We start from the raw sequence: 26,238 nt of genomic DNA on the forward strand, positions 1-26,238 counted from the left end.
CGCCGGTAGGTTCTGAGGCCTGCAAGTGACCGCACATCGTGAGGACGTTGACGTGACCGACATCGCCATGCTGCCCGAGTCCTGGCGCGGGGTTCTGGGTGACGAACTGCAGCAGCCCTGGTTCAAGGAGCTGACCGAGTTCGTCGAGGAGGAGCGGGCGAAGGGTCCCGTCTACCCGCCGCGCGAGGAGGTCTTCGCGGCGCTGGACGCCACGCCGTACGACCGGGTCAAGGTCCTGATCCTCGGTCAGGACCCCTACCACGGGGAGGGCCAGGGCCACGGGCTGTGCTTCTCGGTCCGGCCCGGGGTGCGGATCCCGCCGTCCCTGCGCAACATCTACAAGGAGATGCACGAGGAGCTCGGCACCCCGATCCCGGACAACGGCTATCTGATGCCCTGGGCCCGGCAGGGGGTGCTGCTGCTCAACGCGGTGCTCACGGTCCGCGCCGGCGAGGCCAACTCGCACAAGGGCCGGGGCTGGGAGAAGTTCACCGACGCCGTGATCCGGGCCGTGGCCGAGCGCCCCGACCCGGCGGTGTTCGTCCTGTGGGGCAACTACGCGCAGAAGAAGCTCCCGCTGATCGACGAGACCCGGCACGCCGTGGTCAAGGGTGCGCACCCCTCGCCCCTGTCGGCGAAGAAGTTCTTCGGCTCCCGGCCGTTCACGCAGATCAACGCGGCGGTGGCCGCGCAGGGCCACGAGCCGGTCGACTGGACGATCCCGGACCTGGGCTGAGGACGGACCCGCCGGGGGTGTCCGCCGAAGGCGTGCGGAGCCGCCTGAGCCGGATCGCCCGCCGCTGCGGCTAGCGTCGGCACGAACAGCCGGCGAGCGCGCGGAGGGCGTCGTGGCGGAACGACAGGGGCAGGCGGCGCCGGACGCCGTGCTGACACGGATCGGGCAGGTCGTCATGCTGCACCACGCGGGGGACCGGGAGGAGGCGCGCCACCGTCTCCTCCACCTGTGGACGGAGATCGGCGAGCACGGCGACCCACTCCACCGCTGCACCCTCGCCCACTACCTGGCCGACACGCAGGACGATCCCGCGGACGAACTGGCCTGGGACCTCAGGGCGTTGACGGCGGCGCAGGAGGCCGGGGAGGAAGCCCCGGCCGTGATCGCGCTCTATCCCTCCCTGCACCTGAACCTGGCGGACGACTACGCCGGACTCGGCCGGTTCGACGCCGCCCGCACCCATCTGCGGTGGGCCCGGGAAGCCGCAGGCGCCCTCGCCGACGACCGCTACGGCGAGGGCGTACGGGCCGCCATCGGACGGCTTCAGGCCCGGCTCGGCGAGGGCGGGGGCGCGGCCTGGACGCCGCCGCGGCAGCGGCCCTGAAGGGCGGGTGCGACGGGTCAACGCCCGTAGGTGTCACGGCAGATCGTCGCCTCCGGGCTGTCCGCCCGCCATCCGCCGTAGCGGCGGCCCAGCGCGCACACGTCCGCGCTGTCCGGGGCCTGCTCACGGACGTCCTGCCGCGCCGGATCGGGGACGCCGGGCGGGTCGGCGCGCGGGCGCTGGGGGCTGCGGCGGGCGGGCTCGGGGCGGTCCGGGCGGCCGGGCCGGGCCGCGCCGCCCGGACCGGCCGGCGGCGGCTGCCGCCGGGACGCCTCCGCCGGGGGAGCGGCCGGGCGGGTCGTGGACGGGCCGCCGTCCCCTCCGGTGGCCGGCTGCGGGCGGCGGGAGGCCTCCTCGATGAGCTGCAGGGCCTCACGGGCGGGCGCCTGCACGATCTGGGTCTGCGTCTGCCCCTCGGGCCGGGGCAGCGGCGGCCGGGACGGTGCCGCCGAGGGGCCGGGCGCGGGCGGATGCCGGACCGTCGTACAGCCGGCGAGGGCCGAGACAGCCACGGTCACCAGGAGCGTCGCGGTGGTCGTCGTTCGATGCACCCGCGCCACTCTGGTGCGTCCGGCCCGTGCCCGGGCGGCGGACAGGCGCAGGATGCCCCGCACGGGTGATGTCCGGCCCCGTACGGAGGGCGGGGGCCGGCCGGCGCTGACGTCAGTCTCCCCGCGCGCCGTCGATGCGCTCGCGGATCAGGTCGGCGTGGCCGTTGTGACGCGCGTACTCCTCGATCATGTGGAGGTAGAGCCACCGCAGGCTGAACCGCTCGCCCGTGCGCCGGTGCTTGCCCTCGGAGATGTCGTCCAGGCCGAAGCGGGCCGCGTTGCGGCGGGCCGTCCCGATCTCGGCCTGCCAGGCGGCGTGGGCGTCCGCCCAGGTGTCCGCCTCGGTGAGGTGGAAGTCGCCGTCCGCGTCCGCGTCGCTCCAGTGGATCGGCGGTGCGTCCTCGTTCGTCAGCACCCGGCGGAACCAGTGCCGTTCGACGTCCGTCATGTGCCGCACCAGGCCCATCAGGGACAACTCGGAGGGGGCGACGGAGGCGGCCCTGAGCTGCTCGTTGCTCAGCCCCTCGCACTTCCACGCGAGGGTCTGCCGGTGGTACTCCAGCCACCCCTCCAGCATGGTGCGTTCGTCGGCGGTCGTGGCGGGCTCATGGCGTTCGGTCGTCATGGACGGATCCTTTCCCGGCGCCCCCGGCCGCACCCCGCCCTTTTCAGCCACCGAGCATCCCGCGCAGCAGCTCCCGCAGTCCGGCCCTGACCTCCTCCAGGCTGGGCGCCGCGGCGCTGAACGACCCCGCCACGCAGCTGAACATCAGCCCGTCCGCCCAGGCGATCAGCGACAGCGTGTGCCGGTGCGGGTCGGTGGAGCCCAGACCGGTGACGAGGGCGGCGAGCTGGTCGCGGAAGCGGGCGCCGGTCGCGTCGAAGAAGGCCCGCAGCTCCGGGCGGCGCGTCGCCTCCAGGGCCAGTTCGTAGCGGGCCAGCGTGAGGGCGCGGTGACCCGTCAGGGCCCGGTGGGCCGCGAGGGCCAGGGCGTCCAGCAGCGACTCGGTGCCGGCCGCGGGGTCCGGCATCTCGTGCAGCGCGAGCACCCGCGCCTCGCGGTCGGCCAGCCGCCGCACCGCCAGCTCCAGCAGGGCCTGCCGGGTCCGCGCGAGGTTGGAGGTGGAGCCCTGGGGCAGTCCGGCGGCCTCGTCGACCGCCCGGTGGGTCAGGCCGCGCATCCCGCGCTCGGCGAGCAGGGCGAGGGCGGTGTCGGCGATCAGATCGGCGCGGGAGGGGCCGGCGGTGCGTTCGGACATGACCGTCACGCTACCCGTCTCACTACAGGTGTAGTAACGTCGAAGGTGTACTACACCTGTAGTGAGCGATGTGGAGGAGCCATGGCACAGTCGAGGCGGGCCGTCGTGATCGGCGGCGGGATCGGGGGCCTGACCGCGGCGGCGGCCCTGCACGCACGGGGCTGGCGGGTCACCGTGCTGGAGAAGGCCCGGCGTCTGGAACCGGTCGGCGCGGCCATCTCCCTCGCCCCCAACTCCCTGCGCGCCCTGGACGTCATCGGGCTCGGCGACGAGATCCGCGACCTCGCCGCCTGGGCCGGGGACGGAGGGCTGCGCGCCCCGGACGGACGGTGGCTCTCCCGCACCTCGGCCGAGACCGCCGCCGCGCGCTTCGGCGGCCCGCTCGTGCTGCTGCACCGCGCCACCCTCGTCGCGAGCCTCGCCTCCCGGCTCCCGGCGGACGCCGTGCGCACGGCCGCGGCCGCCACCCTCGCCGACCCGGGCGGCCCCGGCCGGGCGGCCCGCGTCACCACGCCCGACGGCGAGCTGGAGGCCGACCTCGTGGTGGGCGCGGACGGCATCCACTCCGCCGTACGCCGCGCGCTCTTTCCCGCCCACCCGGGGCCCGTGTACTCCGGCTTCACCACCTGGCGGGTCGTGATTGCCGTGCCCGGCGTCGAGTTCGCCTCGCACGAGACCTGGGGCCGGGGCCGCATCTGGGGCACGCACCCGCTCAAGGACGGCCGTGTCTACGCCTACGCCGCCGCGGTGACCCCGCCCGGGGAACGCGCGCCGGACGACGAGAGGGCCGAGCTGCTGCGCCGCTTCGGCGACTGGCACCAGCCCGTCCCGGCCGTCCTCGCCGCCGCCCGCCCCGCCGACGTGCTGCGCCACGACGTGCACCACATCGCCGACCCCCTGCCCGCCCACCACCTCGGCCGGGTCGCCCTGGTCGGCGACGCCGCGCACGCCATGCCGCCGACGCTGGGCCAGGGCGGCAACCAGGCCATCGAGGACGCCGTCGTGCTCGCGCACCACTGCGACGACCTCGCCGCCTACACCGCCGCCCGGCTGCCCCGCACGACAGCCGTCGCACGCCGGGCCGTACGGGTCGCCCGCGTGAACCTCATGACCGGCCGCGCCGGGACCGCCGTACGGGACACCGCCATGACCGCGCTGTCCAAGGTCGCGCCGGGCCTGTTCCTGCGGGGCTTCGACGACATCGCCGGCTGGCGTCCGCCGCAGCAGCCGTATGCTTCCCAGCAGGCCCCGGCAGGCAACCACTAGAGGAGAGCACCAGGTGAAGGTCGGCTGCATCGGACTCGGCGACATCGCGCAGAAGGCCTACCTCCCGGTCCTCGCCTTCCAGCCCGGGATCGAGCTGCACCTGCAGACCCGCACGCCCGCCACGCTCGGCCGGGTGGCCGACGGCCTCCACCTGCCGCGCGAGCGGCGGCACACCACCCTCGACTCCCTGCTGGCCGCCGGTCTCGACGCCGCGTTCGTGCACGCGCCGACCCTGGCCCACCCGGAGATCGTGACGCGGCTGCTGCAGGCCGGCGTGCCCACCTACGTCGACAAGCCGCTCGCCTACGAACTCGGCGACTCCGCGCGGCTGGTGGAGCTCGCCGAGGAGCGGGGCACGAGCCTCGCCGTGGGCTTCAACCGGCGCCATGCCCCCGGTTACACCCAGTGCGCCGACCACCCGCGCGAGCTGATCCTCATGCAGAAGAACCGCGTCGGGCTGCCCGAGGACCCGCGCACGATGATCCTCGACGACTTCATCCACGTCGTCGACACCCTCCGGTTCCTCGTGCCCGGCGCGATCGACGACGTGACCGTGCGCGCCCGGGTCGAGGACGGGCTGCTGCACCACGTGGTGCTCCAGCTCGCCGGGGACGGCTTCACCGCGCTCGGCGTGATGAACCGGCTCAGCGGCTCCGCCGAGGAGATCCTGGAGGTGTCCGGGCAGGACACCAAGCGGCAGGTGGTCAACCTCGCCGAGGTCGTCGACCACAAGGGCCAGCCGACCGTGCGGCGGCGGGGCGACTGGGTGCCGGTCGCCCGGCAGCGCGGGATCGAGCAGGCGGTGCTGGCGTTCCTGGACGCGGTCCGGGCCGGCCGGGTGCTCAGCGCCCGGGACGCGCTGGAGACCCATGAGCTGTGCGAACGGGTGGTACGCGCGGTTCGGGAGCGGACCGCCTGACCCGCAGCGTCCGCACGGCCTCGCCGGCCGCCCACGCGGCGAGGATCAGCAGCGCGGTGTGCACGGTCCAGTCGCCGTGGCGGACGTAGGGCGTGGTGCCGTGGGCGAGAGGGATCTCGTAGACCCGCGTGGCGGAGGCGTCCGTGCCGAGCCGTGAGCCGACGCGCTCCCCGGCCGGGCCGTAGACGGCCGACACACCCGTCAGGGTGGCGTGCACCATGGGGCGGCCGGTCTCGGCGGCGCGCAGGGCGGCGAGCGAGGCGTGCTGCCCGGGCGCCCAGCTGTACTGGAACGTGGACGTCGCGGACTGGCCGATGAGCACGTCCACCCCCTCCCGCGTGAGGTGGCGGGTCATGTCGGGGAAGGCCGTCTCGAAGCACACCATCGGCCCGAGGCGCAGGCCGTCGCCCGCCGTCATCACGACCGGCTGGGAGCCGCGCCGCCGGTCCTCCCCGGCGGCCTTGCCGACGGAGGTGGCCCAGCCGAGCAGCGAACGGGCCGGGACGTACTCGCCGAAGGGGACCAGGCGCATCTTGTCGTAGCGCTGCCCGGTCAGGCCGTCCGGTCCCACGAGGACCGAGCTCTTGTAGATGCCGGGCTTGTCGGAGCGCCGGGCGTCGACGTTGACCAGGATTCCGGCGCCCGTGGCGCGGGACAGGCCCGCGAGCCGCCGGGCGAGGTCGGGCCGGTCACCGAGGTCGAAACCGACGCTGCTCTCGCCCCAGACCACCAGGTCGGCGCCCTGCCCGGCGAGCTGGCGGGTGAGCTGTTCCTCGCGGTCGAACCGGCGGTCCCCGCTGTCGGGCCCGCCGATCACGCCCGGCTGGACGACGGCGATCCTGACCTGCCCGTCGACGGCGGGGCGGGGCGCGAAGGCCCAGGCGGCGGAGGTGGCGGCGGCCGTCACGACGAGCCCGGCGACCGCCGGCACGCGCGCCCGGCGCACCGCGACGAGGACGGCGACGGCCACGTTCAGGGCCACCAGCAGGAAGCTCAGCAGCCACACCCCGCCGACCGAGGCGAGCCGCAGCGCGGGTGCGACCTGCCACTGGCTGCTGCCGAGCATGCCCCAGGGGCCGCCGAGCCCCTGCCAGGAGCGGACCAGCTCGGCGGCCAGCCAGCCCGAGGGCAGCACCAGGAGCGCCAGCGCGACCCGGCGCCGCGAGGGAACCCCACCCAGGAGACGGCGCACCAGCCATCCCCAGGGGGCCCACAGGGCGCCGAGCAGGGCCGCGATGACGAAGGTGAACACGTGCAGGCTCGGCAGCAGCCAGTGGTGCATGGCCAGCATGAAGCCGAAGCCGCCGCACCAGCCGTCGTACATCGCCCGCTTCGCGGTCGGCGCCGTGCGCAGCAGCAGGAGCCAGGGGACCAGCGCGACGTAGGCCCACCACCACAGGGAGGGGGCCGGAAAGGCGAGGACCGGGAGGGCACCCGCGACCGCCGCGGCGGCCGAGCGCCGCCAGGGGGAGGCGAACCAGTGGCCGAGCGTCTTCATAGGCGCCTCCTACCCGCAGGTGCCTCCAGTGTGCTCCCTGCGGACGATCTAGGACAGGGGAGGCCGGGCCAGTTGACCACAGATGCGCTCCGCGGCCCGGGAAGGCACCGCCGCTTCTCGCGTACGGCCACCTCGCTCAGCCGCCGGCGGCCGTACGCGCGCGTCGGGCGGCGCGGGCCGGGCGGGATATTCGGTGGCCGTCGGGGGCCCGGAGCGGTCAGCCTGTCCCTCGTGAACGACCAGAACGAGCCGCGCTTGCGCATACGCGCCCGCCACACCGAGTCCACGATCACCGTCTACCAGGCCTACCGCCCGGAGATCGGCGGCCCCGCCGTCCGCTCCGGCCGCTTCCCCTCCACCTGGAAGCGCGACCGCATGACCTGGATCAAGCCGTCGTTCCTGTGGATGATGTACCGCTGCGGCTGGGGCACCAAGGAGGGCCAGGAGACGGTCCTGGCCGTCGAGATCCGGCGGGACGGCTTCCTGTGGGCGCTGCGCCACGCCTGCCTGTCCCACCACGTGCCCGCCCTGCACGGCGACCGGGCGGCCTGGCAACGGCAGCTGAAGCGGGCGCCGGCGCGGGTGCAGTGGGATCCGGAGCGGGACCTGCGGCTGCGGCCGCTGCCGCACCGGTCGCTCCAGCTGGGGCTCGCGGGGGAGGCCGCCGCGCGCTACGCGGACGAGTGGATCGTGGGGATCGAGGACGTCACACCGCTCGCCGCGGAGATCCACGCGAGGGTGCGGGCGGGTGAACTCGGGGCGGCCGCCGGGCTGTTGCCCGAGGAGCGGCCGTATCCGGTGGACGACGAGGTGCTGGCGCGGCTGGGCGCCTGAGGACGGGACGGACGGCGCGGACCGGTCAGGCCGCCTTGACGACGGCGCCGCGCATCGCGGCCGCCCACTCGACGACGAGCAGCTCGTACTCCGCGCGCTCCTCGGCCGACAGGGTGCCACCCGTGCGCCGCCACAGCGCACGGATCTCGTCGTTGACCTCGGCAGCGGACCGCACGGAACCAGGGGTCACGAAATCGGGGGACATGCGGACAAGCCTAGGGGCAGCCACTGACAGGCCGCTACCGGACGGCTACCGGATCGCTATGCGGTTGGTCACGAGACGGGGGTCACAGGGGCCGCGTCAGTGGGCCGGCTCCCCCGCGTGCGGGCTGATGGCACCCGTGCTGACCAGGGCGATGATGACGATGCCGAGTGCGATGCGGTACCAGACGAACGGCATGAAGCTCTTGGTCGAGATGAACTTCATGAACCAGGCGATCACCGCGTACCCGACGCCGAAGGCGATCACTGTGGCGAAGATCGTCGGCCCCCACGAGACGTGGCCGCTCTCCGTCGCGTCCTTCAGCTCGAACAGGCCGGAGGCCAGCACGGCGGGGATGGCGAGCAGGAACGAGTAGCGGGCCGCGGCCTCGCGCCGGTACCCCATGAACAGGCCGCCGCTGATGGTCGCGCCCGAGCGGGAGACGCCCGGGATCAGCGCCATGGCCTGGCAGAGGCCGTAGATCAGGCCGTCCCGGACGCCCAGGTCCTCCAGGGCCTTGCGCTGCTTGGGCGCGCGGTGCTTGCCGCCGCTCTCGTCGCGCGCGGCGAGCCGGTCGGCGACGCCCAGGACGATGCCCATGCCGATCAGCATCGTCGCGGTGATCCTGAGGTCACGGAAGGGGCCCTCGATCTGGTCCTTCAGCGTCACGCCGAGCACGCCGATCGGGATGGAGCCGACGATGACCAGCCAGCCCATCCGGGCGTCGGGGTCGCTGCGCAGCGCCTTGTTCGTGAGGGAGCGCGTCCACGCCGAGATGATCCGCCCGATGTCCTTGCGGAAGTAGATCAGCACGGCGGCCTCGGTGCCGATCTGCGTGATCGCCGTGAAGGCCGCGCCCGGGTCCTCCCAGCCCGAGAAGGCCGCCGTCAGGCGCAGGTGCGCGCTGGAGGAGACGGGGAGGAACTCGGTCAGCCCCTGGACGAGTCCGAGGATGAGTGATTCGAACCAAGACATGAGGTAGCGGAGTCCAAGTGCCGATCGTGGGACGGACGACGGGCACACCGGGCCGCCGTTGCGACGAACGGGGGATCATGTGTGCCGAGGGGGAAGCGTAGCGTCCCCGGGAGGCCGCGCGGACACAGGGGTTTGCAACCGGGCCGGCAGTGGGGCGGTTCAGGCCGCCGTCGGCCCGGTCACCGTCCAGCCGGGGGCCTGCGGGCGGGCCGTGAGGTCCTCGTGGCGCACCTCGTCGCCGCAGGCCCGGCAGGTGACGACCGGGGCGAGCTCCCCGCCGCAGGAGTGCTCCACGACCATCGGGCGGTCGCCGTCCGCCCGCAGGTGGCGGTCGCCCCAGGCCATGAGGGTCAGCAGCACCGGTTCCAGTTCCAGCCCGGCCCGGGTCGGCCGGTACTCGAAGCGCTGCGGGCGCTCGCTGTAGAGGTGCTTGGCGAGGATCCCGGCGTCCACGAGCCGGCGCAGCCGGGTGGCGAGGATGTCCCGCGGCGCGCCGGTGTTGCGCACCAGCTGGTCGAAGCGGCCGTTGCCCAGGCACACCTCGCGCAGCACGAGCAGCGAGTACTTCTCGCCGACCAGCGCCAGGGTGTCGGCGATGGAGCAGGGGCGCGGATCTCTGCGGGCGGCCATGCGGGCCAGTCTACGAGAGGGTTGGATTTTCCAACCCATGGGGATACCGTGAGTTCGGATTTCCTACTCACCGGTAGTCGTGGAGGCCCGCACATGCGTGACGCAGTCATCGTCGAAGCCGTACGCACGCCGATCGGCAAGGGCAAGCCGAACGGCGCCCTCGCGCACGTCCACCCCGTGGAGCTCCTGGCCCACACCCTGCGCACCCTCGTCGAGCGGTCCGGCGTCGACCCGGAGCTGATCGACGACGTCATCGGCGGCACCGTCGACCAGGTCGGCGAACAGGCCATGAACACCACCCGCTACGCCGTGCTGTCCGCGGGCTTCCCGGAGTCGGTGCCCGCGACCACGGTCGACCGGCAGTGCGGCTCCTCCCAGCAGGCCGTGCACTTCGCCGCCCAGGGCGTCCTCTCGGGTGCCTACGACCTCGTCGTGGCCTGCGGAGTCGAGTCGATGAGCCGGGTGCCCATGTGGTCGAACGTGCCGCCGGGCGCGGACCCCTTCGGGCCCGGAGTGGCCGCGCGCTACCCCGAGGGGCTCGTCCCGCAGGGCATCAGCGCCGAGCTCATCGCCGCCAAGTGGTCGATCGGGCGCGAGCAGATGGACGCCTTCGCGGTCTCCTCGCACCACAAGGCCGCCGCGGCCTGGGAGGCGGGGCTCTTCGACGCCGAGGTCGCGCCCCTGGAGGGGGTGACGCGCGATGAGTGCGTCCGCCCGGGCAGCACCCCGGAGGTTCTCGCCGGGCTCAGGCCCGCCTACCACGACCCCGGCTTCGCCGAACGGTTCCCGCAGATCGAGTGGAACGTCACGGCGGGCAACGCCAGCCCGATCAACGACGGCGCCTCGGCGGTGCTCATCACCTCCAGCGAGACGGCGGCCCGGCTCGGGCTGAGGCCCCTCGCCCGGCTGCACAGCTTCGCCGTCACCGGCTCCGATCCGCTGCTGATGCTCACGGGCGTGATCCCGGCGACCGAGAAGGTGCTGCGCAGGGCGTCGCTCACCCTCGACGACATCGATCTCTTCGAGGTCAACGAGGCGTTCTCCAGCGTCGTCCTGGCCTGGCAGCAGGAGACCGGCGTGGACCTGGAGCGGGTCAACGTGCACGGCGGCGCCATCGCGCTCGGCCACCCGCTGGGCGCGAGCGGCGCCCGGCTCACGACCACGCTCGTGCACGCGATGCGGGAGCGGGGCGCCCGCTACGCGCTGCAGACCATGTGCGAGGCGGGCGGGCTCGCCAACGCGATGGTGCTGGAACGGGTCTGAGCCGCAGAACCTGACGATCCGTCAGAGGCGGCGCAGCTGGTGCCGCTTGCGCCAGGCCACCACCACGCCCGCCAGCGCGGGCAGCGCGATGCAGGCCAGGGCGATCAGGAAGGCGGGGGACGTCGGCGTCGAGGCGCGGGCGCCGGCGACCACGTAGGCGGCCGTGTTCGGGATGGATCCGAGGGCCGTGGCGAGCAGGAACGGCAGCAGGCCCATGCGCGAGACGGACGCGCAGTAGTTCGCGGCCCAGAACGGCACGCCGGGGAACAGCCGCACCGCCAGCATCGAACGGAAGCCGTGCCGGCTGAGCTGGCCGTCCGCCGCCTTCAGCCAGCGCCCCCGCAGCAGCGGCCGCAGCGCCTCCTGGCCCAGCGCCCGGCCCAGGCAGAAGGCGATCCCGGCGCCCAGCACCGTACCCGCCAGGGCCACGCCGAGACCGACCTGCGAACCGAACAGCGCTCCGCCCGCCAGATTCAGCAGCGGCCTCGGCACGAACGCCACGGTGCACACCCCGTACGCGACCGCGAACACCAGCGCCGCGGCGGCACCGCTCAGCTGGGGCGGCCAGCCCTGGGTCAGCAGCCGCTGCGGTTCGAACAGCAGCATCGTGCAGGCCGCTCCCGCGAGCAGGGCGACGAGCAGGGACAGCCGCGACCACGGGGAGAGCAGCACTCTCGTGCAGCGGGCGGCGAAACCGGTGGAGACGGCGGGCGAGGCGGTCGTTGCCGGGGAAGCGGCGACGGCGAGCTCCGCGGTGGTGGCCCGGGGAGAGGCCGTGGCGGTGCCCCCAGAGCGGGTGGTGGCATCGAGCATCCGGTGACACTAACCGACAAATGTGTGTGATCGCCGTATGGTTCGTCTCACCAGCGTCACAGGAACCCGGTCGCACCCCCGCTACGCAGGCGGGACGAAAACCATTCGACGTGTGACGAGACGTCGGCGATGATCGGCCTCATGTTCCGGCACGCCTTCGCCCTCGCAGCATCCGCAGTCGCGGATGCGCCGAAGGCTGCCGTCTCCGTTCTCCCGGCCGCCGTCGACGGCGCCCGAAGCTGACCCTCTCCGGATCGTCCGGCGGACCCCGCAGGGGGAGGGTCGGCGAGTCCTCGGGGTCCCAGTTCCTGCGAAGAGGCTTCGAGGTACCGCCATGCCCAAGACGGCATACGTACGCACCAAACCACACCTGAACATCGGCACGATGGGCCATGTCGACCACGGCAAGACCACCCTCACCGCCGCCATCACCAAGGTCCTCGCCGACCGCGGCACCGGCGCGTTCGTGCCGTTCGACCGGATCGACCGGGCGCCCGAGGAGGCGGCGCGCGGCATCACCATCAACATTGCGCACGTCGAGTACGAGACCGACACCCGGCACTACGCGCACGTCGACATGCCGGGCCACGCCGACTACGTCAAGAACATGGTCACCGGCGCCGCGCAGCTGGACGGGGCGATCCTGGTCGTCTCCGCGCTCGACGGGATCATGCCGCAGACCGCCGAGCACGTCCTGCTCGCCCGCCAGGTGGGCGTCGACCACATCGTCGTCGCGCTCAACAAGGCCGACGCCGGGGACGAGGAGCTCACCGACCTGGTGGAGCTGGAGGTCCGCGACCTGCTCACGGCGCACGGCTACGGCGGCGACTCCGTACCCGTCGTGCGCGTCTCCGGGCTGAAGGCGCTGGAGGGCGACCCGCGGTGGACGGCGTCGATCGAGGCCCTGCTCGACGCGGTGGACACGTACGTGCCGATGCCCGAGCGGTACCTGGACGCGCCGTTCCTGATGCCGGTGGAGAACGTGCTGACCATCACCGGGCGCGGGACCGTGGTCACCGGCGCGGTGGAGCGGGGTGTGGTGCGGGCCGGGGACCGGGTGGAGGTGCTCGGGGCCGCCGTCGAGACGGTGGTCACGGGTCTCGAGACCTTCGGCAAGCCGATGGAGGAGGCGCAGGCCGGGGACAACGTGGCGTTGCTGCTGCGCGGGGTCCCCCGGGACGCCGTCCGGCGGGGGCACGTGGTGGCCGCGCCGGGGAGCGTCGTCCCCAGCCGGCGTTTCACCGCGCGGGTCTACGTGCTGTCCGCGCGTGAGGGCGGGCGCACGACGGCTGTCTCCAGTGGCTACCGTCCGCAGTTCTACATCCGGACGGCGGACGTGGTGGGCGACGTCGACCTCGGTGAGGTGGCGGTGGCCCGGCCCGGGGACACGGTGGTCATGACCGTCGAGCTGGGCCGGGAGGTGCCGTTGGAGGCGGGGCTCGGGTTCGCCATCCGTGAGGGCGGGCGCACGGTGGGGGCCGGGACCGTGACCGCGGTGGGGTGAGACAGCGGGGGGCTGCCGGCCGTCCGGGCCGGTCGCGCGGCTCCCCGCGCCCCTCGCCGGGCGCCGTCCCCCGCACAATGGAGGGGTGAAGGAAGCCCTCCCCGTCGCCCGGCCCGTCGATCACGGGTTCGCCAAGCTCATGCCCGACGTCGACCGGGAGCGGGCCTGGCTGCTGACCGTCGACGGGGCGCCGCAGTCGTACGTCGACCTGGACGACCCGACGCACCTGGAGTTCGAGTACGCGCGGCGGCTCGGGCACGTGCTGGACGTCGTGGCCGAGCCGGGGCGGGCGCTGGACGTGCTGCACCTCGGGGGCGGGGCGCTCACGCTGCCCCGCTACGTGGCCGTGACGCGGCCGGGCTCCCGGCAGGACGTCGTCGAGGCCGACCGGGGGCTACTGGCGCTGGTCGCCGAGCACCTGCCGCTGCCCGCGACGGCCCGGGTCGCGCTGCACGCGGCGGACGCGCGGACCTGGGTGGAGAACGCCCCCGCGGACTCGGCCGACGTGATCGTCGCCGACGTGTTCGGCGGTTCGCGGGTGCCGGCGCACCTGACGTCCGCCGCCTACGTGCGGGAGGCCGCTCGGGTGCTCCGGGGGAGCGGCGTGTACCTCGCCAACCTGCCGGACGCGGCGCCGTTCGGCTTCCTGCGGTCGCAACTCGCCACCCTGGCGACCGTGTTCGAGGAGCTCGTGCTGATCGCCGAACCGGGGGTGCTGCGGGGGCGCCGGTTCGGCAACGCCGTGCTCGTGGCCGGGCACCGGGCGGTCGACGTCGCCGCCCTGACCCGGCGCACGGCCGCCGACGCGTTCCCGGCGCGGGTGGAACACGACGCCGGGCTGCGGGAGTTCATCGGCGGGGCGCGGGCGGTGCGGGACGAGGAGGCGGTGCCGTCACCCGAGCCCCCCGACGGGGCGTTCGGCATCGGCTGACGGCTGCTCGGCGACGCCCTTGGCCACCTCGGTGGTCCTGCGGCGCAGGTTGCGCACGTCCGGGACGCACAGCACGGCCGCCGTCACCACGACCACCAGCCCGGCGCAGCCCCACAGGGCCGCCGTGCGGCCGAAGGCGTCCTCAGCGGGGCCGGCCGCAGCCGTGGCGAGCGGCACGAACGCCACGGAGCCGAACCAGTCGTAGGCCGTGACGCGGGAGAGCTTCGCCTCGGGGATCTCCTGATGCAGGGCCGTCATCCAGGAGACGCCGAACACCTCGACCGTCGCCCCCGCGACGAACATCACCACGAACAAAACGCCGATCGGCACCGGGACGGCGAGCGCGGCCGAGGGCAGGGCCAGCGGGAACACGCACAGGGTGCCGGCGAGCAGCAGCCGGCGGGGCTTCCAGCGGGTCATCAGCAGGGCGCCCGCGACGGTGCCCGCTCCGAACGCGCCCAGGGCGAGCCCCCAGGGGCCCGCGCCGCCGAGGTGGTCACGGGCCACCAGCGGGCCGTAGACGGCGTCGGCCGCCGCGACGACCGCGTTGGCGACGGAGAACTGCACGACGATGCCCCACAGCCAGGGGCGGCCGGCGAACTCCCGCCAGCCCTCGCGCAGATCGGCGAGCAGTCCGCCGCCCGGTTCCCGGGGCGGGATGTGGCCGACGTCGAGGAAGGCGCGCAGGGCGCCCGCGACGGCGAAGGCCGCCGCGTCCGCGGCCAGCACCCAGCCGGGACCCATCGCGGCGACCATGGCACCGCCCAGCGCGGCACCGCCCAGGCCCGCGCCCGACATCGCCATCCGGAACAGCGCGAAGGCGCGGCCCGCCTGCTCGCCCTGGACCGACGACATCAGCATGCCCTCGGCGGCCGGGCCGAAGAAGGCCTGGCCGGTGCCGCCGAGCGCGGCCAGCAGCATCATCTGCCACAGCAGTGGGTCACCGGTCAGCACGAGCGCGGCGAACAGGGCCTGGGACACGCAGTTCAGGACATTGGCCGCCACCATCACGTGATGCCGGGGGAGCCGGTCGGCGACGGCGCCGCCGATGAGCAGGAAGAGCACCAGGGGCAGGGTCCGGGCCGCCGCCACCAGGCCGACGTCGCCGCCGTCGCCACCCGCCTCCAGAACGGCGAACGCCGCCGCGACGAGCGCGCCGTTGCTGCCCAGGTTGGTGACGACCGCGGCGGCGGTCAGCAGGGAGTAGTTGCGGCCCGCCCAGGCGGGTCTGCGGGAGGTCGATATCGGCACCCGGTGACTATCGCCGGGCCGGGGCCGACTTGCCAAACGCCGCGTGGGCGGTCCGCGCCGGTCAGGAGTCCGTGGGTGGCTCGTCGGTGAGGCGCACGGTGCTCAGGATCTTCTGGACGGTCGCCTCGGGCACCTCGTCCTTGACGCCCTTGGCGCCGAACAGGTTCCAGGTGACGAAGTCGCCCGCGCCGTTCTTGAAGGCGAAGGTGATCGCCTTGCCCTCGCTGTCGCACTTGCCGTTCTGCGGCGTGTTCTCCGAGTGCGCCGTGGCGACACTGCCCTTGATGCCCGACTTGGTGGTGTACGGCTTGGGCTTGGTGAACTTGACGCTCTTCTTGTCCGGCTGGGTGTACCCGCCGAAGATCCACCACGGCACGCGCGTCTCGGCCGCCATGTCCGCGTTCTTCGCGCCGTTCTCGCCGCGGGTGCCGGCGGTGGCGAGGGCGGTGTCCTCCTCGCGGCCGTCCTTGTTGTCGTCGCTCGTGCACCACTTGGACTTCAGGTAGGCCGGGGCCGTGACCGTGGTGCGGTCCAGCTCGCCGTCCTTCTTCTCCCACTCGAAGCCCACGCTCGTGTCCTGGGAGTCGATCTCCCAGTCGGCCGGGACGTCGAACTTGGTGCCGAAGCGCGTGTTGACGACGACCTTCCAGCCCGGGACGGTCGCCTTCTCACCCGGGCCGCCCCGCGGGTTGTCGCCCGAGGCGGAGACGCTCGGCTCCGGCTCGGACTCCTTGGTGGCGGTCGGGGCGGGCTTCTTGTCCGTCTTCCCGTCCGCGGTGTCGTCCGAGTCGCCGCCCAGCACCAGGAAGCCGGTGACTCCGGCCGCCACGACCACCGCCGTGGCCGCGATGATCGCGACCAGCTTCGTCCGGTTGCCGCCACCGCCGCCCTGCGGGGGCTGCGGCGCGCCGGCCGGTGCGGGAGTGCCCCACTGCGGCTGCTGCCCATAGGGGTTGGGCTGCTGATAGCCCGGCTGCTGGTACGGATTCGGCTGCTGGTACCCCGGCTGCTGGTAGGGGTTGTTCGTCTGCGGGTTCTGCTCGCCCCCGGGCGGCTGCTGTCCTGGCCACATGGGCAGCAACCCTAGCCGCGCCCAGGACACGATTCGGTCACCGCCCGTGGACGGAGACGTAGCAACCCGGTGGCGGGGCGGCGTGGAACGGGTGCGCGGGGGCGGATGCGGTGGTGGTCACACGGGCCTGGTCAGCCGCGACTACTCGTGAGTAACATGCGGCCCATGAGCGCAGACCAGATGTCCATCGGCGAGATGCTCGCCGCCACGGTGCCCATGGCCCGGACCCTGAACCTCGAGTTCCTGGAGACCACACCGGAGCGTGCGGTGGTGTCGCTTCCGGACCAGAGCGAGTACCACAACCACGTGGGCGGGCCGCACGCCGGTGCGATGTTCACGCTCGGCGAGTCCGCGAGCGGTGCGATCGTGCTGGCCGCGTTCGGAGACCAGCTCTCGCGGGCCGTGCCGCTCGCCGTCAGCGCCGAGATCTCCTACAGGAAGCTGGCGATGGGCGCCGTCACCGCCACGGCCACCCTCGGCCGCCCGGCCGCCGAGGTCGTGGCCGAGCTGGACGCCGGTGAGCGGCCCGAGTTCCCGGTGGCCGTCGCCATCCGGCGCGCCGACGGGGCCGTCACCGGCGAGATGACCGTCGTGTGGACCCTGCGCCCCAACGGCTGACCGGTCCGTCCCCCGGCGCGGAGCCCCGGCGTGGTGCCGGGGTCGGCGCGCCCGGCGGCACCGCGAAGGGTTGTTGGTCTCCGGCGTGCCGGCGTGCCGGCGGGCGCACGCCGTGGCCGAGGCCGAGCGGGTCGCCCACCGCGTCCAGTCGCAGGGTGCCCCCTCGGCGGGGTCCGCTGCCGGGACGTCACCAGGCCGGGTGGGCACCGCACTGCCGTGGCAAGGGGCAAGCGCGGGGCGGGCAGCCGGGGGAGGGGCGTCCACTCGGGCGGTCGTGGGTTCACCCGAGCCGTCCGTGGTGTCCGGCGGGGCACCGGGCCCCGCCGGGCCCATAGTGCGGTGCATGACCGACACCGCCCCCCGGTACCCCCGGCGCTCCGCCCTGCGTCTGCTCGGCGGCGCGATCGCCGTCACGGCCGCGACGCCGCTCAGCGCCCACGCGCGCGCGGCAAACGCCGTCCCCGCACCCGAGGGACAGGGCCCGCGCGGCACCGCCCGGGTCGAAGGGCTGCTCGCCCGCCTCACCCTGGACGAGAAGATCTCCCTGCTGCACGGCGCCACCGACCCGCGGCCGCTCGGGCAGGCGGGCTACGTCCCCGGCGTCGGCCGGCTCGGCATCCCGCCGCTGCGGCTCGCCGACGGCCCGGCCGGTGTCCGCGTCACCCGGCACGCCACGGCCCTGCCCGCGCCCGTGATGCTTGCCTCCGCCTTCGACCCCGGCCTGGCCCGGCGCTACGGCCGCGTCATCGGACGCGAGGGCCGCGCCCTCGGCCAGGACGTGCTGCTGTCCCCGATGGTCAACCTCATCCGCACCCCGTACGCCGGACGCAACTTCGAGACGTTCAGCGAGGACCCGCTGCTCACCGCCCACCTGGTCGCCGCCGAGATCGACGGCATTCAGGGCGAAGGACTCGTCGCGACGGTCAAGCACTTCGCGCTGAACAACCAGGAGCGCGACCGCATGTCGGTCGACGTGCGCGTCGACGAGCGGACCCTGCACGAGACCGAGCTGCGCGGCTTCGAAGCGGCCGTCGCCGCCGGAGCGGGCGCGGTGATGGGCGCCTACAACAAGGTCAACGGCACCTACGCCTGCGAGAACGAGCCCCTGCTCACGGGTGTCCTGCGTGAGCGGTGGGGCTTCACCGGCTTCGTGATGACGGACTGGTCCGCCGCGCACAGCACCCGCGCGGCCCTGCTGGCGGGTCTCGACATGGAGATGCCCGACGGCACCCACTTCGGCGCGCCCCTCACCTCTGCCGTGCGGGACGGGGAGGTGGCCGAGGCCCACGTCGACCGGGCCGTCCGTCGCGTGCTGACCGTCATGGAGCGGTTCGGGCTGCTCGACGGCACCGCCCCGCGCCGCCCGGACCGGGACGCCACGTCCGGGGCGGCCGTCGCCCGGGAGGTCGCCGAGGCGGGCGCCACCCTCCTGCACAACGCGCACGGCACCCTGCCCCTCACGCCAGGCGGCAGCGTCGCCGTCATCGGGCCGACCGGCGTACGCCCCCTGGTCAGCGGCGGTGGCAGCGCGCACGTCGTGCCCGAGCACGCCGACAGCCCCCTGGACGTCATCCGGCGGCGCGCCGCACGGGTCACCCACGCGCTCGGCGAGGACGCCTTCGGCACACCGCTCCCGGCGGGTGCGCTCGACCCCGCCTTCGGCACCGAGGCGCAGCGCGTCGAGGCCCGGAGCACATGGCGGTACGACGGCACGCTCACCGTCGCCACGACGGAGACCTGGACCCTCGTGCTGCACTACTCCGGCGCACCTCCGCTCCGCCCGCGGGTCCTCCTCGACGGCGAGGAACTGTTCCCGCTGACGCCCGGCTGGGACGAGTACTTCACCGGCGGCCTGCTCACCCACGCGGACGACGGCCTGTCCGTACGCCGCGCGACCGTGACGCTCACCCGGGGCGGTCACCGGCTGTCCGTCACGGCGCGAGGCGGAGAGACCGGCCAGGTGTTCCGGCTGCGGCACATCACGGAGGCGACGCGCGCCCGGGACGTGCGCGAGGCGGTACGAGCGGCGCGCGCCGCCCGGGACGTCGTCCTCTTCGCCTACGAGGACGCCATCGAGGGCCGCGACCGCACGTCCGTCGCCCTGCCCGGCAATCAGGACCGGCTCATCGAGGCCGTGACCGCGGCCAACCCGCGCACCACCGTCGTCCTCAACACCTCCTCCGCCACGTCGATGCCGTGGCTGGAGCGAACGGGCGCCGTCCTCCAGATGTACTACCCGGGGCAGGAGGGTGCCGCCGCCACCGCAGCGGTGCTGTTCGGCGACCGCGACCCCGGCGGACGCCTCACCCAGACGTTCCCGGCCGACGACGAGCACCACCCCGTCGCCGGCGACCCGCGCCGCTACCCCGGCGTCGACGGCACCGAGCACTACACCGAGGGCGTCCACGTCGGCCATCGCTGGTACGACGCGGAAGGCGTGCGGCCGCTGTTCCCTTTCGGGCACGGCCTGTCGTACACCTCCTTCGCCTACCGGGAACCCGAGGCGCGCTGGACGGGGGACGGCCTCGACGTCGCCTTCACCGTCCGCAACACCGGCGCGCGCGAGGGCGTGGACGTGCCGCAGGTCTACGCCGGCCCCTCCCCGGACCTCCCGCTCGACCAGCCGGTGCGCGTCCTGGCCGGGTACCGGCGGCTCGTGCTGCGGGCGGGGGAGGAGCGCCGCGTCACCGTACGGGTCGAGCGGCGGACCCTGTCCTGCTGGGACCCGGAGCGCCACGACTGGGTGCTCGGCACCGGCCCGCGCACCCTGTGGATCGGGGCGTCGTCACGGGACCTGCGGCTGCGTACCGGCGCACGGGTGGGTGGCTGAGACCGTACGGGGCCGACGCGTGGCCGAGAGGCGGCCGGCATCGAACCGGACCACACTGGTACTCCTCCTGGAGCCGTCGCAGAACCCAGGGAGTCACCCATGCCCGAGGCCCCGCGCCTGGACAGCACGACCACACCGACCGACGACGAACTGCGCACCCTGGACGCCCACTGGCGCGCCGCGAACTACCTGGCGGCCGGCCAGATCTACCTGATGGCCAACCCGCTGCTGACCGAACCGCTGCGGCCCGAGCACATCAAGCCCCGGCTGCTGGGGCACTGGGGCACCTCGCCCGGGCTGAACCTCGTGCACACGCACCTCAACCGGGTCATCGCACGGCGCGGTCTGGACGCCCTGTGCATCTGGGGGCCCGGCCACGGCGGGCCGTCGGTCCTGGCCAACTCCTGGCTGGAGGGCAGCTACAGCGAGAAGTACCCGGACGTGCCGCGGGACGCTGAGGGCATGGCGCGTCTGTTCCGGCAGTTCTCCTTCCCCGGCGGCGTGCCCAGTCACGTCGCCCCGGAGGTGCCCGGCTCGATCCACGAGGGCGGCGAACTCGGCTACTCCCTCGCCCACGCCTACGGCGCCGCCCTGGACAACCCGGACCTGCTGGTGGCCTGCGTGATCGGCGACGGCGAGGCCGAGACCGGCCCGCTCGCCGCGTCCTGGCACGCCAACAAGTTCCTCGACCCGGTGCACGACGGTGCCGTCCTGCCGATCCTGCATCTGAACGGCTACAAGATCGCCAACCCGACGGTGCTGTCCCGGCTGCCCGAGGCCGAACTCGACGATCTCCTGCGGGGGTACGGCCACGAGCCGATCCATGTCTGCGGCGACGAGCCCATGGCCGTCCACCGGGCGATGGCACAGGCGATGGACACCGCGCTGGACCGTATCGCCGCCTTCCAGCGCGCCGCCCGCGAGGAGGGCGCGGCCGAGCGTCCCCGCTGGCCGGTGATCGTGCTGCGCACGCCGAAGGGCTGGACGGGCCCGGCCGAGGTCGACGGGCAACCGGTCGAGAACACCTGGCGTGCCCATCAGGTGCCGTTGTCCGGGGTCCGGGACAACCCCGACCACCTGCGGCAACTGGAGCAGTGGCTGCGCTCCTACCGCCCCGAGGAACTGTTCGACGCCGAGGGCCGTCCCGTCGCGGACGTCCTGGCACCGATCCCCGAGGGCGACCGCAGGCTGGGCGCGACCCCGTACGCCAACGGCGGGCTCCTGCTGCGCGACCTGCCGGTCCCCTCCCTGGACGACTTCGCCGTGCCCGTGGACAAGCCGGGCACCACCCTCCACGAGCCCACCCGGGTCCTCGGCGACCTGCTCCAAGCCGTCATGCGGGACACCGCCGACCGCCGGGACTTCCGCCTGGTCGGCCCCGACGAGACCGCCTCCAACCGGCTCCAGGCCGTGTTCGACGCCAGCGGCAAGGCCTGGCAGGCCGGAACACTGGACGTCGACGAGCATCTGGACCCGCACGGCCGGGTGATGGAGATCCTCTCCGAACACCTCTGCCAGGGCTGGCTGGAGGGCTACCTCCTCACCGGCCGGCACGGGCTGTTCTCCTGCTACGAGGCGTTCGTGCACATCGTCGACTCGATGGTCAACCAGCACATCAAGTGGCTGCGCACCTCCCGCCGCCTGCCCTGGCGCGCGCCCATCGCCTCGCTGAACTACCTGCTGACCTCGCACGTGTGGCGCCAGGACCACAACGGCTTCTCCCACCAGGACCCCGGCTTCGTCGACCACGTCCTCAACAAGAGCCCCGAGGTCGTGCGGGTCTACCTGCCGCCGGACGCCAACACCCTGCTGTCGGTCGCGGACCACGCGCTGCGCAGCCGGGACTACGTCAACGTGATCGTGGCCGGCAAACAGCCCTGCTTCGACTGGCTCACCATGGACGAAGCCCGGGTGCACTGCGCCCGCGGCGCCGGCATCTGGGAGTGGGCCGGCACCGAGAACGGCAGTGAGCCCGACGTCGTCCTGGTCTGCGCCGGCGACGTCCCCACCCAGGAGACCCTGGCTGCCGCGCACCTGCTGCGCCGTTACCTGCCCGAGCTGTCCGTCCGCGTGGTGAACGTCGTCGACCTCGCCCGGCTGCTGCCGCAGGAGGAGCATCCGCACGGGATGAACGACTTCGAGTACGACGGCCTCTTCACCACCGACAAGCCGGTGATCTTCGCGTACCACGGCTACCCCTGGCTGATCCACCGGCTCGCCTACCGCCGCACCGGCCACCGGAACCTGCACGTCCGCGGCTACAAGGAGGCCGGTACCACCACCACGCCCTTCGACATGGTCGTGCGCAACGACCTGGACCGCTATCGCCTGGTCATGGACGTCATCGACCGCGTCCCGGGCCTCGCGGTGCGGGCCACGGCCGTGCGCCAGCGGATGGCCGACGCCCGGACCCGTCACCACGCCTGGATCCGCGAGCACGGCACCGACCTGCCCGAGGTCGCCGAGTGGAGCTGGAACGCCTGAGGCACGAGAGACGTCCTCCCAGCCGGTAGGCTTCCCGGGGCTCGCAGGGAAGCACAGGGAGAGGAACCGGCGTTGCACGTGCAGGAGTGGCTCGAAACCGTACCCGCGGTCGCCGTCTACGCGCTGGTGGGCGTGGTGATCGGCCTGGAGAGCCTGGGCATCCCGCTCCCGGGTGAGATCATCCTGGTCTCGTCCGCGCTGCTCGCCTCCCAGCACGGCGACATCGACCCCGTCGTCCTCGGCGCCAGCGCCACGGCCGGCGCGATCATCGGCGACTCGATCGGCTACGCCATCGGCCGCAAGGGCGGGCGGCCCCTGCTGGCCTGGCTGGGGGCGAAGTTCCCCCGGCACTTCAGCGAGGGCCACATCGCCACCGCCGAGCGCTCCTTCGAGAAGTGGGGCATGTGGGCCGTCTTCTTCGGCCGCTTCGTCGCCCTCCTGCGCATCTTCGCCGGCCCCCTCGCGGGTGTGCTGCGCATGCCGTACTGGAAGTTCGCCGTGGCCAACGTCCTCGGCGGCATCCTCTGGGCGGGCGGCACGACCGCCGTCATCTACTACGTCGGCGTCGTCGCGGAGTCCTGGCTCAAGCGCTTCTCGTGGCTGGGCCTGGTGGCGGCGGTCCTGGTCGGCCTCACGTCCATGCTGGTGATCAAGCGCAAGGCGAAGAAGGCGGGCCGGAACCTGGAAGCAGCGGCGGAACCGCAGGTTCCCTAGGGGCGACGGCGCGCTCGGCCTCCCGGGTGCCGCACCCGGGAGGCCCCCCTACGCATGCACCTCGCGATGTGCCTTCGCCAGCTCTGCGTACATCGTGCCGTTGAGGGTGACGCCCTGCCGCTCCTCCTCGGACAGTTCCCGCCGGACCTTCGCTGGCACCCCGGCGACCAGCGACCCCGGCGGCACGACCATCCCCTGCGGCACCAGCGCCTGCGCGGCGACCAGCGACCCGGCCCCGATCACGGCCCCGTTCAGCACCGTCGCCCCCATGCCGACGAGGCAGTCGTCCTCGACCGTCGCCCCGTGCACCACCGCGTTGTGCCCGATCGACACCCGCTCACCGACGCGCACGGGAAAACCCGGGTCGGCGTGGAGCGTGCAGTTGTCCTGCACGTTGCTGCTCGCCCCGACGGAGATCGACTCGACGTCCCCCCGCAGCACGGCCCCGTACCAGACGCTCGCGCCGGCCGCCAGGGTGACGCCCCCGACGACCGACGCCGTCGGCGCCACGAACGCCGACTCGTCGATCTCCGGCTCCCTGCCGCCGATGCCGGTGATCATCGCCCGCTGTGCCATGCCCGCCTCCCAGAGTTGTCGTGAACACCCCGCACCGTACGCCAACGCGGTAGGGCGAAGATCACAGGCCCTCGCCCCTTCGCGGGGGCGGCGCGCTGAGTACGGTGAGCTGGTGCCGAAGCGCAAGAACACGTTCTCATCCTGGCGGCGGGGCCTCACGCAGCGCGCCGTCCACGCGGGCTGGGCCTGGCTGCAGCGCACGGCGTCCGTGACCGCCGAGCACCCGGGGCGCTACCGGTTCGGCGCGATGGGAACAGGTACCAGGCTCGCCTTCCCTCTCGGCACGGTCTTCGGCGAGCCCTGGATCCACCTCGGCTCCCACTGCATCATCGGCGAGCAGGTCACCCTGACCGCCGGTCTGATGCCCGACCTCGACCTCGGCCCGGACCCCATCCTGCGCATCGGCGACGGGGTCGTGCTGGGCCGCGGCAGCCATGTCATCGCGGACACCGCCGTCACGATCGGCAGCGACTGCTACTTCGGGCCGTACGTGTACGTCACGTCCACGAACCACTCCTACGACGACCCGCACCAGCCCATCGGCAAGCAGTGGCCGCGCATGGAGCCGGTGGAGATCGGCACCGGCTGCTGGATCGGCACCGGGGCGGTGATCCTGCCCGGGGCCCGGATCGGCCGGAACGTGGTGGTGGCCGCGGGCGCGGTGGTGCGGGGCGCGGTACCGGACCACGCCGTGGTCGCGGGCGCGCCGGCCCGCGTCGTACGGCGCTGGACCCCCGCCGACGGCTGGCAGCCGCCGCTGCGCACCCCGGCGCCGGTGCCGATTCCGGAGGGCGTGACCCCCGAGCAGTTGCGGGCGCTGTCGGACCTCGACGAGGAGACGGCGGCCCGTCTGGCCGAGCTGGACGAGGAGGCGGCGGCCGGGCTGGCCGAGCTGGAGCCCGGTTCCTGAAGCGCGGGTCCGGCCGGGTCGAGTCCGGCCCCGAGCGCGGGGTGGCCGAGTCGGGCCCTGTTCCTCGAGTGCGGGTCCGGCCGATGCGGGCCCGGGTCCTGGAGTGCGGGTCCTGCCGGGTCGAGCCCGGTTTCCGACGTGCCGGTCGGGAGGGGCGGTGGAGCCCGATGTCCGACGTGCCGGTCCGGGCGGGCGGCGCCCGGTTTCCGACGTGCCGGTGGGGCCTGCCGGAGCCCGGTGTTCGAGGCCGTCGGTGCTGAGCCGCCGGGCTCAGCCCGACGCCAGCAGGACCGTCCCGACCAGGGCCAGCCCCGCGCCCGCGGCCTGGATCGCCCGGAGCCGTTCGCGCAGGAACCCGCGCGCGGCCACCGCCGTCACCACCGGGTAGAGCGAGGCGAGCACGGCCGCCACCGTGACCGGGCCCTGCTGCGCCGCGATCGCGTACGTGCCGTTGGCAGCGACGTCCGCGAGGCCGACGAAGGCGAGGGCCGGCAGAGTGCGCCACGGGAAGCCGTCTGCCGGGAGCGCGGGCGTCCCGCGCCGCACCGAGACGTACAGGGCCAGCCCGCCGGCGGCGACGTTGGTCACCCGCTGCACGAACAGGGCGAGGAACAGCCCCGTGAGGGTGCTCGACGCCTCGGCGATCAGAGCCATCACCGCGCCGAAGCCGAACGCCGCGAGCAGGGTCAGCGCGATGGCCTGGCGCTGCACCGGAGCGCCCCGGAACTGCGGGCCGCCCGCGAGGCAGACCCCGGCGACGGCGACCAGGATGCCGACGAACTGCAGCAGGCCGGGCCGCTCGCCCAGCACCAGCCCCACCCCGACCGGTACGGCCACGCCGATCGAGCCGAGCGGCGAGACCACCCCCATGGGGCCCAGCGCGAGGGCCTTGTAGAAGGCCAGCATCGCCACCGGCCCGACGAGACCCGCCGCCACGGCGAACCACAGCTGCGCTCCCACCTCGCTCCAGGCGCCGGCCGCAACGACGACCGCGCCCAGCACGGCCACCGCGATCGACTGCGACACGACGACCACCGTGAGCGCGGGGGTGCGGCGGGTCAGCAGCCCGCCGCCGAAGTCGGCCAGACCCCACAGCACGCTGGTGGCCAGGGCGAAGAGCGCTGTCATGGGACTCCGGCCTCGCAGTACAGTGCAGTGAACGATCAGGTCAACCACACCATAGTGCATTCTGCTGCACTGTGTCATACAGAATATTGGACGGAATGTGTCGGACCTCGACCTGCTGACCCAGTCCCTGGCGCGCAGCGTCAAGCACTGGCGCGCGGTGCGCGGCTTCACCCTGGACGTGCTCGCCGCCCGGGCGGGTGTCAGCCGCGGCATGCTCATCCAGATCGAGCAGGCCCGCACCAACCCCAGCCTCGGCACCGTCGTCAAGATCGGCGACGCGCTCGGCGTCAGCATCACCACCCTGCTGGAACACGAACATGGCCCGAACGTCCGCATCGTCCCCGCCGATCAGGCCGTACGGCTGTGGCACACCGACGCCGGCAGCTACAACCGGCTGCTCGCCGGCACCGAGGCGCCCGGCCCGCTGGAGATGTGGGACTGGCGGCTCATGCCCGGCGAGAGCAGCGCCTCGGACCCGCACCCGGCCGGCACGGCCGAACTGCTCCACGTCACGGCGGGCGAGTTGACGCTCACCGTCGACGGCGTCGAGCACCGCGTCCCCGCGGGCGCGACCGTCCACTTCGAGGCCAGCGTGGCGCACACCTACGGCAACACCGGCGACGTGCCGATGGAGATGGTCATGGCCGTGTCGGTGCCGCCCGTGCCCTGA

At 73.7% G+C, this 26,238-nt stretch carries 26 protein-coding genes; 14 read left to right on the forward strand and 12 right to left on the reverse strand.

From position 1 onward, the window contains the following. The first annotated feature begins 52 nt into the window (after nt 1-52). Both ung and ACF07N_RS00205 read left to right on the forward strand, forming a co-directional pair. Nucleotides 53-736 (forward strand): uracil-DNA glycosylase, encoded by a 684-nt coding sequence (ung, locus tag ACF07N_RS00200; protein ID WP_392106403.1) that lies wholly within the window; start codon nt 53-55, stop codon nt 734-736. A gap of 112 nt (nt 737-848) precedes the next feature. Beyond that, nucleotides 849-1,340: a hypothetical protein gene (locus ACF07N_RS00205; RefSeq protein ID WP_383584412.1), complete on the forward strand. Its 492-nt coding sequence runs from the start codon at nt 849-851 to the stop codon at nt 1,338-1,340. A gap of 17 nt (nt 1,341-1,357) precedes the next feature. Here the strand turns inward: ACF07N_RS00205 and ACF07N_RS00210 are convergent, their stop codons facing one another. The 3 genes from ACF07N_RS00210 to ACF07N_RS00220 form a co-directional block, all read right to left on the reverse strand. After that, nucleotides 1,358-1,891, reverse strand: coding sequence for a hypothetical protein (locus ACF07N_RS00210; RefSeq protein ID WP_392106407.1), 534 nt, complete (start codon nt 1,889-1,891; stop codon nt 1,358-1,360). Between the two features lie 112 nt (nt 1,892-2,003). Beyond that, the gene (locus ACF07N_RS00215; RefSeq protein ID WP_392106410.1) at nt 2,004-2,516 is read right to left on the reverse strand and encodes a DinB family protein; all 513 of its coding nucleotides are present in this window, start codon (nt 2,514-2,516) and stop codon (nt 2,004-2,006) included. 43 nt (nt 2,517-2,559) lie between these two features. Continuing rightward, nucleotides 2,560-3,150: a TetR/AcrR family transcriptional regulator gene (locus ACF07N_RS00220; RefSeq protein WP_392106413.1), complete on the reverse strand. Its 591-nt coding sequence runs from the start codon at nt 3,148-3,150 to the stop codon at nt 2,560-2,562. Between the two features lie 81 nt (nt 3,151-3,231). Here ACF07N_RS00220 and ACF07N_RS00225 point away from each other — a divergent pair, with 81 nt between their 5' ends. Both ACF07N_RS00225 and ACF07N_RS00230 read left to right on the forward strand, forming a co-directional pair. Then, nucleotides 3,232-4,416, forward strand: a complete 1,185-nt coding sequence (locus tag ACF07N_RS00225) for an FAD-dependent monooxygenase (RefSeq protein ID WP_392106416.1) — start codon at nt 3,232-3,234, stop codon at nt 4,414-4,416. A 13-nt stretch (nt 4,417-4,429) separates the two neighbouring features. Further along, nucleotides 4,430-5,335 (forward strand): Gfo/Idh/MocA family protein, encoded by a 906-nt coding sequence (locus ACF07N_RS00230; RefSeq protein ID WP_392106419.1) that lies wholly within the window; start codon nt 4,430-4,432, stop codon nt 5,333-5,335. On the opposite strand, the gene lnt is transcribed toward ACF07N_RS00230, so the two are convergent. After that, a complete protein-coding gene (gene lnt, locus ACF07N_RS00235) occupies nt 5,259-6,833 on the reverse strand; it encodes an apolipoprotein N-acyltransferase (RefSeq protein ID WP_392106422.1) in 1,575 nt (524 codons plus the stop codon). The two genes, ACF07N_RS00230 and lnt, sit on opposite strands and share 77 nt — an antisense overlap. Before the next feature lie 231 nt (nt 6,834-7,064). Here lnt and ACF07N_RS00240 point away from each other — a divergent pair, with 231 nt between their 5' ends. Continuing rightward, the gene (locus tag ACF07N_RS00240) at nt 7,065-7,667 is read left to right on the forward strand and encodes a DUF4291 domain-containing protein (protein WP_392106425.1); all 603 of its coding nucleotides are present in this window, start codon (nt 7,065-7,067) and stop codon (nt 7,665-7,667) included. A gap of 25 nt (nt 7,668-7,692) precedes the next feature. Here the strand turns inward: ACF07N_RS00240 and ACF07N_RS00245 are convergent, their stop codons facing one another. From ACF07N_RS00245 to ACF07N_RS00255, 3 genes are all read right to left on the reverse strand, one after another. Beyond that, nucleotides 7,693-7,872 carry a hypothetical protein gene (locus ACF07N_RS00245; RefSeq protein ID WP_392106428.1) on the reverse strand — a complete coding sequence of 60 codons (180 nt, stop codon included), beginning with the start codon at nt 7,870-7,872 and terminating at the stop codon, nt 7,693-7,695. Nucleotides 7,873-7,968: 96 nt separating this feature from the next. Further along, nucleotides 7,969-8,844, reverse strand: a complete 876-nt coding sequence (locus ACF07N_RS00250) for an undecaprenyl-diphosphate phosphatase (RefSeq protein ID WP_383343493.1) — start codon at nt 8,842-8,844, stop codon at nt 7,969-7,971. 159 nt (nt 8,845-9,003) lie between these two features. After that, nucleotides 9,004-9,474: a winged helix-turn-helix transcriptional regulator gene (locus ACF07N_RS00255; protein WP_383332935.1), complete on the reverse strand. Its 471-nt coding sequence runs from the start codon at nt 9,472-9,474 to the stop codon at nt 9,004-9,006. A gap of 93 nt (nt 9,475-9,567) precedes the next feature. Between ACF07N_RS00255 and ACF07N_RS00260 the strand changes: the two genes are divergently transcribed. Then, complete coding sequence (locus ACF07N_RS00260) at nt 9,568-10,737, forward strand: thiolase family protein (RefSeq protein ID WP_392106430.1); 1,170 nt, start codon at nt 9,568-9,570, stop codon at nt 10,735-10,737. Nucleotides 10,738-10,758: 21 nt separating this feature from the next. Here the strand turns inward: ACF07N_RS00260 and ACF07N_RS00265 are convergent, their stop codons facing one another. Further along, nucleotides 10,759-11,550 carry a TVP38/TMEM64 family protein gene (locus ACF07N_RS00265; RefSeq protein ID WP_383343487.1) on the reverse strand — a complete coding sequence of 264 codons (792 nt, stop codon included), beginning with the start codon at nt 11,548-11,550 and terminating at the stop codon, nt 10,759-10,761. Between the two features lie 334 nt (nt 11,551-11,884). Between ACF07N_RS00265 and tuf the strand changes: the two genes are divergently transcribed. Next, the gene (gene tuf / locus ACF07N_RS00270) at nt 11,885-13,054 is read left to right on the forward strand and encodes an elongation factor Tu (protein WP_392106433.1); all 1,170 of its coding nucleotides are present in this window, start codon (nt 11,885-11,887) and stop codon (nt 13,052-13,054) included. Between the two features lie 85 nt (nt 13,055-13,139). Continuing rightward, entirely contained in the window at nt 13,140-13,985 is an 846-nt protein-coding gene (locus ACF07N_RS00275; RefSeq protein ID WP_392106435.1) for a spermidine synthase, read from the forward strand. On the opposite strand, the gene ACF07N_RS00280 is transcribed toward ACF07N_RS00275, so the two are convergent. Both ACF07N_RS00280 and ACF07N_RS00285 read right to left on the reverse strand, forming a co-directional pair. Beyond that, nucleotides 13,947-15,272, reverse strand: a complete 1,326-nt coding sequence (locus ACF07N_RS00280; protein WP_392106438.1) for an MFS transporter — start codon at nt 15,270-15,272, stop codon at nt 13,947-13,949. The two genes, ACF07N_RS00275 and ACF07N_RS00280, sit on opposite strands and share 39 nt — an antisense overlap. A 25-nt stretch (nt 15,273-15,297) precedes the next feature. Continuing rightward, nucleotides 15,298-16,308: a hypothetical protein gene (locus tag ACF07N_RS00285; protein ID WP_392106440.1), complete on the reverse strand. Its 1,011-nt coding sequence runs from the start codon at nt 16,306-16,308 to the stop codon at nt 15,298-15,300. Nucleotides 16,309-16,473: 165 nt separating this feature from the next. Between ACF07N_RS00285 and ACF07N_RS00290 the strand changes: the two genes are divergently transcribed. From ACF07N_RS00290 to ACF07N_RS00305, 4 genes are all read left to right on the forward strand, one after another. Next, nucleotides 16,474-16,926: a DUF4442 domain-containing protein gene (locus tag ACF07N_RS00290; RefSeq protein ID WP_383332922.1), complete on the forward strand. Its 453-nt coding sequence runs from the start codon at nt 16,474-16,476 to the stop codon at nt 16,924-16,926. A 343-nt stretch (nt 16,927-17,269) separates the two neighbouring features. Then, nucleotides 17,270-19,756: a beta-glucosidase gene (locus tag ACF07N_RS00295; protein ID WP_392106443.1), complete on the forward strand. Its 2,487-nt coding sequence runs from the start codon at nt 17,270-17,272 to the stop codon at nt 19,754-19,756. A gap of 99 nt (nt 19,757-19,855) precedes the next feature. Then, nucleotides 19,856-22,240 (forward strand): phosphoketolase, encoded by a 2,385-nt coding sequence (locus ACF07N_RS00300; RefSeq protein WP_392106446.1) that lies wholly within the window; start codon nt 19,856-19,858, stop codon nt 22,238-22,240. A gap of 72 nt (nt 22,241-22,312) precedes the next feature. Next, nucleotides 22,313-22,954, forward strand: a complete 642-nt coding sequence (locus ACF07N_RS00305) for a DedA family protein (protein ID WP_383343473.1) — start codon at nt 22,313-22,315, stop codon at nt 22,952-22,954. Between the two features lie 48 nt (nt 22,955-23,002). Here ACF07N_RS00305 and ACF07N_RS00310 read toward each other — a convergent pair whose 3' ends face one another. Next, on the reverse strand, nt 23,003-23,530 hold the full coding sequence (locus ACF07N_RS00310) for a gamma carbonic anhydrase family protein (protein WP_383332914.1): 528 nt from the start codon (nt 23,528-23,530) through the stop codon (nt 23,003-23,005). A gap of 112 nt (nt 23,531-23,642) precedes the next feature. Here ACF07N_RS00310 and ACF07N_RS00315 point away from each other — a divergent pair, with 112 nt between their 5' ends. Next, complete coding sequence (locus ACF07N_RS00315; protein ID WP_383332912.1) at nt 23,643-24,440, forward strand: acyltransferase; 798 nt, start codon at nt 23,643-23,645, stop codon at nt 24,438-24,440. Between the two features lie 270 nt (nt 24,441-24,710). On the opposite strand, the gene ACF07N_RS00320 is transcribed toward ACF07N_RS00315, so the two are convergent. Beyond that, on the reverse strand, nt 24,711-25,568 hold the full coding sequence (locus ACF07N_RS00320; RefSeq protein WP_392106450.1) for an EamA family transporter: 858 nt from the start codon (nt 25,566-25,568) through the stop codon (nt 24,711-24,713). Nucleotides 25,569-25,665: 97 nt separating this feature from the next. On the opposite strand from ACF07N_RS00320, the gene ACF07N_RS00325 reads away from it, so the two are divergent. Continuing rightward, nucleotides 25,666-26,238, forward strand: a complete 573-nt coding sequence (locus ACF07N_RS00325) for a helix-turn-helix domain-containing protein (protein ID WP_392106453.1) — start codon at nt 25,666-25,668, stop codon at nt 26,236-26,238.

Source organism: Streptomyces sp. NPDC015242, from assembly GCF_043079125.1.
Taxonomy (GTDB): Bacteria; Actinomycetota; Actinomycetes; order Streptomycetales; family Streptomycetaceae; genus Streptomyces.